Raw genomic sequence first — 13,887 nt, forward strand, 5'->3', positions numbered from 1 at the left:
TCAATTTGCCATAAAAAGAAAAAGAGAGTTAGCCAAGCTACTCTCTCTTATTTTCTTACGATCATATTTTTACTGGTGATAATCGATCTACTCAAAAGCCAATTTATTGAGACGTTCCTCTAACATTGGAGCCATAGAACGCTTAATAGCAAGGGTGATAATGCACGTTTCGTCGTATTTTTGCTCAACAATACGTGGATTTAGCTCTTTAACCACCCTCATAACGCTGTTCATCATCACATAAGGAAAGGTGAAAGTAACAGTTTCTTCAATCGTCTTTTCTATCACCGTAGCAGCCGAAAGGGCTTCTGCAGCCGCCTCACGATAGGCTACTATCAACCCACTTGTGCCGAGTTTCACTCCTCCAAAGTAGCGAATAACCACCACAAGTATATTGGTTAGCTCACGAGAATTTATCTGTCCAAGAATGGGTTTGCCTGCAGTACTACTGGGTTCTCCATCATCATTCGCCCTGAAATCTGTCCTTTCAGGTCCTAACATATAGGCATAACAAACGTGCCTTGCGTCGTAATACTTCTTTTTATAATCGGTTAGAAGGTCTTTTATTTCGTCGATCGTCTCTACAGGATGTGCAAAAGCGAGGAATTTACTACGCTTTTCAGTGTAAATCCCCTCGCTTTTATCTTGTATTGTTAAATATGTATCGCTCATGAACAATTGTTTACGACAACTTATGGATAACTAATCCCGAACGAAGTTTAGGTTCGAACCATGTTGCTTTTGGTGGCATAATGTTGCCAGTGTTAGCAATATCCATAATTTGTTGCATAGAAACAGGATAGAGTGCCAATGCCATTTGCATCTCACCGCTATCTACTCGGCGTTTAAGTTCTTCTAAACCACGTAGTCCACCCACAAAATCAATACGCTTATCGGTACGGAAATCTTTGATACCTAAAATGCTATCAAAAATCAATCTACTTGAAATATCTACGTCTAACACGCCAATTGGGTCGCTATTATCGAAGGTTCCGTCCTTAGCTGTTAAACTATACCAATGCTTATTTAAATAAAGTGAGAAGTTATGTAGGGCATTTGGACGATAGATATCTGTTCCTTTATCTTCTACAACGAAGTCTTTTTCAAGCTGAGTAAGGAACTCTTGTTCTGTAAGTCCATTCAAATCGGTCACTACTCTATTGTAATCTAAAATGGTTAACTGCGATGCTTGGAAACAAACAGCCATGAAATAGTTATACTCTTCGTCGCCTTTATGATTTGGATTTTGCTTCGCTTTCTCTGCACCAACTAAGGCTGCAGCAGCCGAACGATGATGTCCATCAGCAATATAAAGCGCTGGCATCTTTTCAAACTCTGCGGTAATGAGGTTGATATCCTCTGCATTCTCGATAATCCAGAATTGATGTCTAAAGCCATCTATTGGCGCAATAAAATCGTATTCGGGCGCAGTTGCAGCATAACGCATAATCAATTGGTCGAGAGCTACATTGTCGGGATAAGCAAAGAACACTGGTTCGATATTCGCATCACATACTCTTACGTGCTTCATTCGATCCTCTTCTTTATCCTTTCGAGTAAGTTCGTGCTTCTTAATGGTGCCGTCTAAGTAATCATTTACATAGGCTCCGACAACTAAACCATATTGAGTTTTGTTGTTCATGGTCTGTGCATAGATATAATAGTGGTCTTTTTCGTCTTGCACCAACCAGCCTTTTTCTTGGAAATTCTTGAAGTTTTTAGCAGCTTGCTCATACACTCTTGGGTCGTATTCGCTTGTACCTACCTCGAAATCAATTTCTGGTTTGATAATGTGATATAAGCTCTTTTCGTTGCCTTTAGCCTCTTCTCTCGCCTCTTCTGAATTCAATACGTCGTAAGGACGTGACTCTATTTGTTCAATTAGCTCTTTAGGAGGGCGTATTCCTTTAAATGGTTTTATTGTTGCCATTGTGATTTTGTTCTATAATGATTGTTTGGTAGCAATGCAGTCGCTATATTATAACGACTGCATCTGCTTTTACTTATTCACTTGATACTTTGTGCATCCTTCGTTAAAGAAGGCATTTATTTGCTTAGCAGCAGCGATTCCTGCATTGGTATTGGCTTCACTTGTCTGCGCTCCCATCTTCTTTGGAGTTGAGAAATAGCGTCCCTCGAATTGCGCAAACTGCTCATCTGCACTTGGCTTGATGTCTGTTATGAACTTAATATCTTGACGCTCTGCCATCAACTTCAATAGTTCTTCTTCGTTAATAACCTCTTTACGAGCTGTATTCACTAAGATACCGCCTTTAGGAAGCTTGTTAACTAATTCGTAATTGATGCTCTTTGTGGTTTCAGGTGTTGCAGGAATGTGAAGCGAAATAACATCACATTGCTCGAATAATGCGCTTGGTGAGCTTACTGCTTTTACGCCATCGCTTTCTATTTGTTCTGCGGTGCAATATGCATCATAAGCATATACGTCCATACCAAAGCCCTTTGCAATGCGTGAAACGTTTCTACTTACATTGCCATAAGCCAACAAACCGAGTTTCTTGCCTTTGAGTTCTGAACCTGATTTGCCATTATAAAAGTTGCGAACTGCATATACTAATAAGCCAAATACAAGCTCTGCAACAGCATTTGAGTTTTGTCCTGGAGTGTTTTCAACCACCACTTGGTGTTCTTTAGCACTTTGAATGTCTACATTATCATATCCTGCTCCAGCACGAACAACAATCTTTAATTCTTTAGCTGCATCTAAAACATCTTTATTTACGATGTCAGAACGAATGATAACTGCGTTTGCTTGAGCTACAGCTGATAAGAGTTCAGACTTCTCTGTGTACTTTTCTAATACCTCAACAGAATGTCCTCCGTCTACTATTTCTTTCTTAATAGCTTCTAATGCCTCTTTTGCAAAAGGCTTTTCGGTTGCAATTAGTACTTTCATATCTTTTCTTTTATATTAATATCTAACAGCGGGTTTAAGCTTTTGTTTATGCAAACAAATCGTTTAAAGCCTCTGCCATGGTTGGATGTGTATATATTTGATTCTTTAATTGATCTGCAGTTATATTGTTATCGATAGCTAACTTGCAGATATTAATGAGCTCGTGAGCCTCTGCACAGAAGAGAGTTACACCTAAAATGCGATTACTTTCCTTTTCAATAATAGCCTTTAGCAATCCATCGGTTTGTCCTAATATCTTTGCCTTAGGTATTGAATTGGCTGCAATCTTTTTAACTTCAAATTGTAGCTCTGCTGCTTTTGCCTGCTGTTCGGTTAATCCTACCTGTGCAAGAGTGGGATAAGTGAAGACTGATGTCGCAATATTTTTACGATCAAGTCTATTTCTTTTAGAGTCACCAAATAGCTGATCACGTACGATTCTATAATCATCTAGCGACATATAAGTGAACTGTGGGGTCTTAGCAACATCGCCCATTGCCCATATATGATCACTAACTTGCAGATAATCATTGGTTATTATGTATCCTCTTTCGTCTGTTTTAATCTCTGCATTGTGTAGCTCTAACTCGTCAGTTGCAGGCTTTCTACCTATTGCAACCAATACTGCTTCGGCATCAAAGTTGCCTTGTGAGGTGAAAACAGTTATATAACTACCATTCTCTTGCAATTCAGTTGTTTTTGCATTAAGTTTCACTTCGATTCCACGAGTATTGAGAATACGTAACATTTCGTCTGCTACATCTCTGTCTTCACGTGCTAAAAAGGTGTCACTTGCTTCCAAAATGGTTACCTTACTGCCGAAAGCTTGGAACATACAAGCAAACTCTAACGAGATATAACCACCACCAATGATAACAAGACGCTTAGGAAGTGTGTTTAAAGATAATAACTGTGTACTGTTATAAACGTGCTTTCCATCTCCTCCTTTGATGTTTAATGAGATTGAAGTGGTACCTGTATTGATGAAAATTCGTTGTGCAGTGACTTCAAATTCCTTATCTTCACCCTTTAATAATACGGTGTTTTTATTTATAAACGATGCGGTTGCATTGATAATTCTTACCCCTTCTAAGTCGTCAAGTTTCTTATAATTGGCAGCACGCAAAGCCGAAATCAAAGCATTTTTACGTTCCATTGCTTGTTCGAAATAAACGCTTTGATTAGCATCTGCAGGTCTTTTTTCAGCCTCTACCAATAACTTTTTAGAAGGAATACATCCTATGTTGATGCAAGTTCCACCATACATAGAACTACTTTTTTCAACTAATATCACCTCTTCGCCATGCTTTGCTAAGTCGGCAGCTAAGGTTTTACCTGCCTTTCCGAATCCTATAATAAGATTCTTTATATTGATTTTATCCATAAATCTGTTACAAAAAAAATAAAAGGTAATAAGAAGATAGACCTTAATTATCTACCTTTTTCATTACCTTTTATTTATATTAATGATTAGCCTCGAATTCTTTCATACAGCTAACAAGTGCTTCTACGCCTTCAATTGTTTGTGCATTGTAGCAACTTGCTCTAAATCCTCCAACCGAACGGTGTCCTTTTATGCCCACCATTCCTTTGCTTGTTGCAAAATCGAAGAATTCTTTTTCAAGCTCAGCATATTCATCTTGCATCACAAAACAAATATTCATTAATGAGCGATCAGCCTCTTCTACAGTGCCACGGAATAGCTTATTGCGATCAATTTCACCGTAAAGCAGTTCTGCTCTTTGCTTAGCTAGCTTGTCCATAGCCTTCACTCCTCCGTTTTTCTTTATCCAACGAAGATTCTCTAAGGCTGAATATATAGGCACAACTGGTGGTGTATTGAACATAGAACCTTTGTCTACGTGAGTGAAATAGTTGAGCATTGTAGGCACTGGGCGTGTCATTTTGTTCAAAACATCGTCTTTTATGATGACAACAGTAACGCCTGCCATAGCCAAATTCTTTTGTGCTCCAGCATAAATACATTGATATTTAGCCACATCTACTTCACGACTGAAGATGTCTGAGCTCATATCTCCTACCATAAGTACAGGTACATCGTAATCAACTCGTGTTTCTGTACCATATATAGTATTATTAGTTGTGACGTGAAGATAATCCACATCAGCAGGACAAGTCCAGTCTTTTGGTAAATAAGTATAGTTTTTATCTTCCGAAGAAGCCAACTCTAAGACCTCACCATATAGTTTAGCTTCCTTCATTGCCTTCTTAGCCCACACGCCAGTGTTAAGATATGCGGCCTTAGTGTGTAGCAAATTACAAGGTACTTGTGTAAATTGTAAAGAAGCACCACCACCTAAGAAGATGACAGAGTAGCCTTGCGGAACATCCAATAGCTCTTTAATTAAAGCAACACTTTCATCGATAACGGGTTGAAAGTCTTTCGCTCGATGGCTGATTTCCATTAAAGATAAACCACTGTCGTTGAAGTTTAGAATTTGTTTTGCTGTGTTTTCGATCACTTCACGTGGAAGCATAGAGGGACCAGCATTAAAGTTATACTTCTTCATAAGATAGAATTCTTTGTGTGTTAAACTTAGTTTCTTAAAATATATATGCGAAATTACGTTTTTTATTTTATACCTGCAAAAGATTTACGAACTATAATTTATAAGATTCTTGATTTATTTTTAGAGAACAGCTAATATTATTTTTTTCGACAATTTCTTTCCTCAAAATTTGCAAGTTATAAAAAAAAGCATTACCTTTGCACTCGCAATTAAGAAAAACAATTGTTTAATTAACATCGCGGAGTGGAGCAGTTGGTAGCTCGCCAGGCTCATAACCTGGAGGTCATACGTTCGAGTCGTGTCTCCGCAACTACTTAAAAAGAGAAGTTTTAACAAACTTCTCTTTTTTATTTTATATACTTTTCTGTCGCTCCCCCAGTGCAATTAGATGCTATTTCAGTAGGAGTTTTATTGATTTCCCTTATCTTTTTATATCCTCATTCTATGTTTACTTGGCCAAGTTCCAAATATCAGTGGTCTCAAAAATACTCGAAACACCTTGCTTTGCAGCTACAATCATAGCCTTTGCAACCACTTCTGTGGGCATAGGACGTTGCTTTTTAAATAGTCCTAAAGCATTTAATACCTTCAGAACTGCCACTGTAATCTTCTCATTTGTTTTGGTAGTATTCTTGCGAATCAATGAAGGTGGACGCATAATCACCTCTTGTTGAAAGTGGAGTTGATGAATAGCATCTTCTAACTCGCCTTTCATTCTGGTATAAAAGAATTTTGATTTCGCACTAGCCATAGCCGAAGACACGAGAATATAAGCAGCAACACCGTTTGAATGAGCCGCTTGCGCAAACTCAAGTTGATAAGTATAATCAATTTCGTATTGTCTTTCTTTTGAGCCTGCAGCCTTCAAACTTGTTCCCATACAAGAAAATACGACATCTCCCTTTATCATGTCTTGCCATTCATTTGGCTGTTTAAAGTTCACAATGTGAGTCGCTAACTTAGCATTTTCCATAGGCATTGCACGGCGAACAAATACCTCTACTTCGCTGAACGCATCATCTTTCAAAAGCATTTCAACCAAATCTAATCCCACTGCGCCCGTTGCTCCTAACACAATTGCTTTCATATCTTTCTTATTCTTATTGTTTATAATCGGGTTACCCTATTCTTTTACAAAGATACAAACTATTCTTCGATTTATCAATACATCGCTTTCGTTTTTCCATCTCATCTCTTTTATATATAAATAGGTTGTTTCTTATATCAAAAGAGATAAACGAACCATTTTTAAATCCTCTTTTTCTTAGAATGAATTGAAACGAGAAGAGTAACAAGCTGATATACTCTTGATCTTCAACAAAATAAAGAGAGGAAAACAAAAACAATGCAATTAGAAAACAAACTCAATGCTATTATGATGTAAAGTCAATACTTTTAAGGTGTAATTACAACACTTTTATAAGACGAAAAGAAGGCGTTTCTTAGATAAGATAAAAAGAACAATCCACAAAAAACAAGATTGTCTTTTGTGGATTGCACATCGAAAGAGTTGTAATAAAACAACTATCTCATTATAATTTCTTTATTAATAAGCGTCATCTTCATCTGAAATAGCTTCACCTTCCATCTCTAATTCTTCTGGATCGGCATCAAATGTAGTGCGATAACTTTCTTCTGTAAGGTCTTCTTCATCGAAAGAATCTTCGTCTTCTTCATCATAATTGCTTGGAAGATCAATTTCACCATCTTCTTCTTCGTCATCAGAAGGAAGGTCTTCTTTCTCTAATCGTGTTTTAATCTTTTCAACTTTAGGTTTTTCTTTAGCAAAAATTGCTTCAACCCAAGAGCCCTTTTCAATCTCAAGAACTTCGAAACCATTGTTCACTTTGGTTTCATACATACCGCCAGCTTTATGCAAACGGTCTTTAGGAAGTGTGGTTGTGCTAACGTCAAAGCCTGAAGTTATGATGTCTTGAATGCTTTGTGACAACGAATTCCAGCCTCCTCCAAAGTTACGTTCGAGTACTTCTATGAGCTTTGCAGCACTGATGTGGCGTATATTTTCATAAGTCAAATCAGTTACTCGCATAATAGGACGCTTCTTAATCGCCCACTTTACTTTCACAGAATCATCGATTTTGACTTCTCCAACTTTAAATCCACGTTCTTCATACTTAGCAATTACCTCTGGACGATCAATCTTTATCTCTTCGATTTCGAATGCACTTTTGATGATATCAGTATAATGTCGTACGTTATCTGATAAGTCAACATCTTTCTCTGCTGCATCCCATAATCTAAAAATGTCGTTCTCTTGTAATTCCCAAGCATTGCTCTTGGTAAGGGTTTTAATTGTTAAAGCCTTTTGTTGTTTCATACTTTATTGTTCACTTTCTTTGTTATTCAGTTTGGTTCGTGTTCTTTTTAAGTCACGATACTAGATTTTCTGGCACTAAAATATCGACTTTAAATCATCGATTGCTTTTAAGTGCGTGCAAAAGTAAATACTAAATTCATAAAAAACAAGTTTTAGAGCAAAAAAATAACTCTCTTCAAAAAACATTATTCCTAAAGAATTGAAATCTTTTTTTTTTCATATCTTTGCATTATGACAAAACCATTGGCAGAACGTTTACGTCCAAATAGCCTAGAAGAGTATGTAGGTCAGCAACATATAATAGGTAAAGGAGCACCTTTGCGACGCATTATTGAGTCAAAACATGGTATTCCTTCATTTATATTATGGGGACCTCCAGGAGTTGGAAAAACAACTCTTGCAACCATTATATCGCACACTATTGATGTACCTTTCTACACTTTGAGTGCCGTTACCAGCGGAGTAAAGGAAGTAAGAGAGGTGATTGACAAAGCAACAAAAGAGCGTTTCTTTAGCAATAGTGCCCCTATTCTGTTCATAGATGAGATTCATCGGTTCAGTAAATCACAACAAGACTCTCTTTTAGGCGCTGTAGAAAAGGGCGTAGTGACGCTTATTGGTGCCACAACCGAGAACCCTTCGTTCGAAGTTATACGGCCTCTTTTGTCGAGATGTCAAACTTATATCCTGCAACCACTAAGCAAAAACGATCTCGAAACATTGCTTCAAAGAGCTATTACTGAAGATGTTGAGTTGCAACAACGCAATATTGAACTGCGAGAAACAGATGCTTTACTACATTTTAGCGGTGGAGATGCCCGAAAACTGCTCAATGTTCTCGAATTGGTTGTAGACGCTTTTGAAGGTGATGATAAAGTGATTATCACCAATGACTTTGTTAAACAGTGCCTACAACAAAACCCTTTAGCATACGATAAAGGTGGAGAAATGCACTATGACATCATCTCTGCATTCATAAAAAGCATAAGAGGAAGCGACCCCGATGCTGCTATTTATTGGCTTGCACGTATGATTTCGGCTGGAGAAGATCCTAAATTCATTGCAAGACGACTTGTTATTAGTGCCTCTGAAGATATTGGTTTGGCTAATCCCAATGCTGTTTTATTGGCTAATGCAGCCTTTGATGCGGTGCAAAAGATTGGTTGGCCCGAGGGAAGAATACCGCTTGCAGAAGCCACTATCTATCTTGCCACATCGCCAAAGAGCAACTCTGCCTATCTAGCCATTAACAAAGCACTCGAGATTGTCAATGAAACTGGCAATCAACCTGTACCTCTTCACTTGCGAAATGCGCCTACTACACTTATGAAAGAGGTGGGATATGGTGACGGTTACAAGTATAGTCACGACTATCCGAATAACTTTGTTGAGCAACAATACATGCCCGATGCCCTTCTTGGCATACGTTTATGGCAGGCACAACATTCTTCTAATGAAGAAAAGCTATATCAACAAATGGTTAAATGCTGGGGAGATAGGTTTAAATAGGCAATCAACAGCATTGAAACGAACATTCAATTAGACCACAAATAATTACACTTTAAATTAATAAAACATGAAAATCGTAGTGTTAGATGGCTATGCTATCAACAATGGAGATATCACTTGGAACGACTTTGAGCAACTTGGTGACTTCAAAGTGTATCCTAGAACCAGTAAAGAAGATATCATTGAAAGAGCTAAAGACGCTGAAATGATATTGCTTAATAAGGTTCCAATGAAAGAAGAAACCTTGCTTCAACTTCCTAAACTCAAATATATTGGTGTACTTGCAACAGGCTTTAACATTGTAGATGTTGATGCAGCGAAACGCTTAGGCATTGCAGTTACCAACATTCCGAATTACAGTACCGATAGTGTTGCACAGACAGTGTTTGCCCATATCTTAAATATTACGAACAAAGTAGACTATTATGCTTGCGAAAACAGAAAGGGAAGATGGAGCCAACAAAGTGATTTTTGCTATATCGATACCCCTATTCAAGAGCTAACAGGAAAGACATTAGGTATTATTGGTTTAGGAAATATAGGCAAACGAGTGGCAGAAATAGCTCTAGCTTTTGGCTTAAAGGTAAAAGCTTTCACAAGTAAAAAGGCCGAAGAGCTACCTACTAGCATCGAAAAAGCATCTTTAAACAATTTATTATCGACAAGTGACATCGTGTCACTTCATTGCCCTTTGACCGACACTACAAGAGAAATGATTAACAAAGACACACTAAGTATGATGAAACCCAATGCCATTTTGGTGAATACTAGTCGTGGACCGCTTGTTAATGAGCATGATATTGCCGAGGCTTTACATTCTAAATTGATTGCAGCTTACGCCACAGATGTGATGTGTAAGGAGCCTCCTGCAGCTGATAATCCATTATTTAAATGCGAAAATGCCTATATAACACCTCACGTTGCATGGGCAAGTACCGAGGCATTAGGTCGCCTTTTAGACATAGCTTTAAGCAATGCGAAAGCCTTTATCAATGGAAATCCAACCAATGTAGTTAATCCTTAAATCACAATTCATCATGCTTAATGCATTAGACTTATTTAATCACAACACCACAATGATGGATACTCTCCAGGTAGTGATTGAGTTTATTGGTACATTTGCATTTGCCATATCAGGTATTCGACAAGCAGCTGCAAAGAAATTCGATTGGTTTGGCGGCTTTGTTTGTGGCTTTGCGGTGGCCATTGGAGGCGGTACTTTGCGTGATGTTATGCTGGGATTAACTCCCTTCTGGATGACATCTGCATCGTATATCACCTGTACTATCTTTGCACAACTTGTGGTTATCGTTTTCGCAAGATATATGAAACGCCTCGATAATGCATGGATGATATTCGACACTTTGGGCTTAGCACTCTTCACAATCGTTGGTTTACAAAAGACATTAGCATGTGGTCATCCCTTTTGGGTAGCCATAATAATGGGCTGTATGACTGGTGCTGCGGGCGGAGTAATACGTGATGTACTATTAAATAATGTACCTGTCATATTTAAAAAGGAAATATATGCCATGGCAAGTATCGTTGGTGGCTTGGCATATTGGATCTTAACAATAGCCCATATCAATGCTGTTTGGGCGTCAATCACCACATTCTTCGTAGTATGCGCTATCAGATGGCTCGCTATTCGATACCATATTTCTCTTCCAATACTTAGAAATGAAGAGAATGAAGGTGAGGTAAAAGAAGACGACAACGAGAATATAGAGGAATAAAAAAAGAGGTTATCGATTGATAACCTCTTTTTTTGTGACTCCGGCAGGATTCAAACCTGCAACCTTCTGATCCGTAGTCAGATGCTCTATTCAGTTGAGCTACGGAGCCTTTTTGCTTGATTGCGAGTGCAAAGGTAGGCATTTTGAATCATTCTACCAAATAAAATTCATTATTTTTTCCAACTTTTTTTATTTTATTCTTTTATCTATTGGGAGACATTTTAGCATTACTCTCCTATCGCATTGAATAACAATAGATTATAAAAACAGTGCTTTTATACTCTAATTTCAATGCTTTTGGGATGCAATAGCATTGCTTTTGCCTATAAACAACAATGCAATCACTTTCCAATGTCAAAGTTTGAAAGACCAAAGAGCATTTTCTCTCTTATTCAATAGAGAGAAAATGAGTTCAAAGAGAGCGTTAATTGCACTAATAAAAGGAAATATTAAGCGGTCAACAGATCTCTTCTTCCCTTAGAATGAGGCAAAAAAGAAAAACGACAAGATAGAAAATTACCTTATCTACCCCATCGTTTTCCAACTAAAATTTTACTACTTATAATTTAACCCATTATTTTTTAATCATCTCAATCGAACGTTTTAAGAAGCTATCTAACGCTGCTCCCTTCAACATTCCATTTTGAAGAAGTGCTAAGTCGATAAGTTGATGCACCACATTGTTATCCTTTGCGCAAGCAGCAACAATGTCATCACGTTTCTTTTGCTCATCCGAAATAGCCTTTCTTGTAGCTTCCAAGTCAGCTTTTTCTTCCGAAGTAACTTCCTCAGGCTTCTTTTTATCTTGCTGTTGTTGCAACACTTGCAAGCGAGCTTCTTGTCCCTTAATCTCACTTAGCACAGGTTTCAACTCGCTAGCAGTAGCCTCTTGGGTGCTCTTCAACACATCTTTAATAAGCGGATGATCAGTATTAAGCACCAAAGTATAGCTGTCTGGGAATTGAGAATAGAAGCCCATACCTGGTTGGAACTGGCTCATATCCTTCATTCTGCGCATAAACTCGTTTTGAGTTATCATCAAAGGAGCACCTTCTTCGCCCAAAGCTTGCACATCAACAACAAACTCAGTTTTGTCGATAGCAGGCATTTGTGATTTAAATACGTATGTAAGACAGTCTTTATCACTACCCACTACGTCTGATTCTTTTTGATTTTCCTTAGCAATAAGCTTGTCTGCAATGTCCGCATCTACACGAGTAAAGCGACATTTCTCTAGCTTTTGCTCTAAAAGGTTAATCATAGGAACATCTAACTGACCATCGAATAGCAACACACTGTATCCCTTTTGCTTTGCAGCCTCGATGTAAGTGTATTGATCTTCCTTGTTGGTTGCATAAAGATAGATAAGCGTTCCGTCTTTATCAGTTTGATTATCTTTGATAAGAGTGCGATATTCTTCGTATGTAAAGTTCTTGCCTTCCACATCAGTAAACAAGCTAAAGTCTTTCGCTTTGTCGTAGAAATCTTCTTGAGAAAGCATTCCATACTCGATAAATATCTTCATATCGTTCCACTTTTCCTCATATCCTTTGCGGTCTTCTTTGAAGATTCCAGCCAAACGATCAGCCACTTTCTTAGTGATATATGTAGATATTTTCTTCACATTAGCATCGCTTTGTAAATAGCTTCGGCTCACATTTAGAGGAATATCTGGACTATCTATCACACCATGAAGCAGAGTTAAGAATTCAGGAACAATACCATCAACTTGATCTGTTACGAATACTTGGTTTGAATAGAGCTGTATTTTATTGCGTTGTAGCTCGATATTCGACTTGATCTTGGGGAAATATAGAATACCAGTGAGGTTAAATGGATAGTCAACATTTAAGTGAATCCAGAATAAAGGCTCGTCACTCATTGGGTAAAGAGTGTGATAAAAGCTCTTATAATCTTCGTCTTTCAATGAAGAAGGAGCCTTTGTCCATAGTGGTTCCACAGAGTTGATCACATTATCTTCATCTGTTTCTTGTTGTTTTCCGTCCTTCCATTCAGTCTTTTTACCGAAAACTACAGGCACAGCCATAAACTTACAGTACTTATTGAGCAAGCTTTCGATCTTCGAAGTCTCTAAGAATTCCTTCGCATCGTCGTCGATATAAAGCACAATATCAGTACCTCTTTCAGCTTTTTCTGTATCTTCAATCTCGTAAGCAGGACTTCCATCACAGCTCCATTTAACGGCTTTCGCATCGTCTTTGTAGCTTTTTGTAATGATTTCAACCTTCTTACTCACCATAAAAGCACTATAGAAACCAAGTCCAAAGTGTCCAATTATAGCGTTTGCGTTATCTTTATACTTGTCAAGGAAGTCAGTTACGCCCGAAAAAGCAATTTGATTGATGTATTTATCAATCTCTTCTTCAGTCATACCAATACCATTATCGCTGATGGTTAAAGTGCCATTTTCTTTGTCTAACTGCACCTTTACAGCCAAATTTCCTAGCTCTCCTTTAAAATCTCCACGTTCTTTTAAAGTCTTAAGCTTTTGAGTTGCGTCTACAGCATTCGACACTAGCTCACGTAAAAATATCTCATGATCAGAATAGAGAAACTTTTTTATGACGGGAAAGATGTTCTCTGTTGTAACCCCAATATTTCCTTTTTGCATAATTATATTGTTTTTTTATTCCTTATTATTTATCATTATTGTCGCACACCCTTTGTTTGTATGGTGTAAAACGACTACTTTCGTATTAAACAAATTGCATGCCAAAAAGACAGAAATAATGCTTTTAGACATAAAAAAAGAGGCATATTTGTAGAAAAACCTTTAGAAAAGGAATCGATTGGCAATGTACCTAGATTCCTATTGCTTTCACCTATTTATATATA

At 37.7% G+C, this 13,887-nt stretch carries 11 protein-coding genes and 2 tRNA genes; 4 read left to right on the forward strand and 9 right to left on the reverse strand.

The window, feature by feature from the left end:
- Positions 1-87 precede the first annotated feature (87 nt).
- The 5 genes from A3GM_RS0106300 to serC form a co-directional block, all read right to left on the reverse strand.
- Positions 88-672: an IMPACT family protein gene (locus A3GM_RS0106300; protein ID WP_018362542.1), complete on the reverse strand. Its 585-nt coding sequence runs from the start codon at positions 670-672 to the stop codon at positions 88-90.
- A gap of 10 nt (positions 673-682) precedes the next feature.
- Positions 683-1,930 (reverse strand): DUF1015 domain-containing protein, encoded by a 1,248-nt coding sequence (locus tag A3GM_RS0106305; RefSeq protein ID WP_018362543.1) that lies wholly within the window; start codon positions 1,928-1,930, stop codon positions 683-685.
- 69 nt (positions 1,931-1,999) lie between these two features.
- Positions 2,000-2,917, reverse strand: a complete 918-nt coding sequence (locus A3GM_RS0106310) for an NAD(P)-dependent oxidoreductase (RefSeq protein ID WP_018362544.1) — start codon at positions 2,915-2,917, stop codon at positions 2,000-2,002.
- A 46-nt stretch (positions 2,918-2,963) separates the two neighbouring features.
- Positions 2,964-4,301: an FAD-dependent oxidoreductase gene (locus tag A3GM_RS0106315; RefSeq protein WP_018362545.1), complete on the reverse strand. Its 1,338-nt coding sequence runs from the start codon at positions 4,299-4,301 to the stop codon at positions 2,964-2,966.
- A gap of 79 nt (positions 4,302-4,380) precedes the next feature.
- Entirely contained in the window at positions 4,381-5,448 is a 1,068-nt protein-coding gene (gene serC / locus A3GM_RS0106320; protein WP_018362546.1) for a 3-phosphoserine/phosphohydroxythreonine transaminase, read from the reverse strand.
- A gap of 237 nt (positions 5,449-5,685) precedes the next feature.
- On the opposite strand from serC, the gene A3GM_RS0106325 reads away from it, so the two are divergent.
- Positions 5,686-5,758: transfer RNA gene (locus A3GM_RS0106325), tRNA-Met, on the forward strand.
- A 138-nt stretch (positions 5,759-5,896) separates the two neighbouring features.
- Here A3GM_RS0106325 and A3GM_RS0106330 read toward each other — a convergent pair.
- Together A3GM_RS0106330 and A3GM_RS0106335 are read right to left on the reverse strand one after the other, a co-directional pair.
- Positions 5,897-6,535: an NAD(P)H-binding protein gene (locus A3GM_RS0106330; RefSeq protein WP_018362547.1), complete on the reverse strand. Its 639-nt coding sequence runs from the start codon at positions 6,533-6,535 to the stop codon at positions 5,897-5,899.
- 459 nt (positions 6,536-6,994) lie between these two features.
- Positions 6,995-7,786, reverse strand: a complete 792-nt coding sequence (locus tag A3GM_RS0106335) for a hypothetical protein (protein WP_018362548.1) — start codon at positions 7,784-7,786, stop codon at positions 6,995-6,997.
- Positions 7,787-8,017: 231 nt separating this feature from the next.
- Between A3GM_RS0106335 and A3GM_RS0106340 the strand changes: the two genes are divergently transcribed.
- The 3 genes from A3GM_RS0106340 (at position 8,018) to A3GM_RS0106350 (ending at position 11,031) form a co-directional block, all read left to right on the forward strand.
- A complete protein-coding gene (locus A3GM_RS0106340) occupies positions 8,018-9,295 on the forward strand; it encodes a replication-associated recombination protein A (RefSeq protein WP_018362549.1) in 1,278 nt (425 codons plus the stop codon).
- Positions 9,296-9,362: 67 nt separating this feature from the next.
- A complete protein-coding gene (locus tag A3GM_RS0106345) occupies positions 9,363-10,319 on the forward strand; it encodes a D-2-hydroxyacid dehydrogenase (protein ID WP_018362550.1) in 957 nt (318 codons plus the stop codon).
- A 13-nt stretch (positions 10,320-10,332) separates the two neighbouring features.
- Positions 10,333-11,031: a trimeric intracellular cation channel family protein gene (locus tag A3GM_RS0106350; RefSeq protein WP_018362551.1), complete on the forward strand. Its 699-nt coding sequence runs from the start codon at positions 10,333-10,335 to the stop codon at positions 11,029-11,031.
- Positions 11,032-11,066: 35 nt separating this feature from the next.
- Here the strand turns inward: A3GM_RS0106350 and A3GM_RS0106355 are convergent.
- Together A3GM_RS0106355 and htpG are read right to left on the reverse strand one after the other, a co-directional pair.
- Positions 11,067-11,140: transfer RNA gene (locus A3GM_RS0106355), tRNA-Arg, on the reverse strand.
- Positions 11,141-11,605: 465 nt separating this feature from the next.
- Entirely contained in the window at positions 11,606-13,663 is a 2,058-nt protein-coding gene (htpG, locus tag A3GM_RS0106360) for a molecular chaperone HtpG (protein WP_018362553.1), read from the reverse strand.
- Positions 13,664-13,887: the final 224 nt, after the last annotated feature.

Source organism: Hoylesella nanceiensis DSM 19126 = JCM 15639 (assembly GCF_000379965.1).
Taxonomy (GTDB): domain Bacteria; phylum Bacteroidota; class Bacteroidia; order Bacteroidales; family Bacteroidaceae; genus Prevotella; species Prevotella nanceiensis.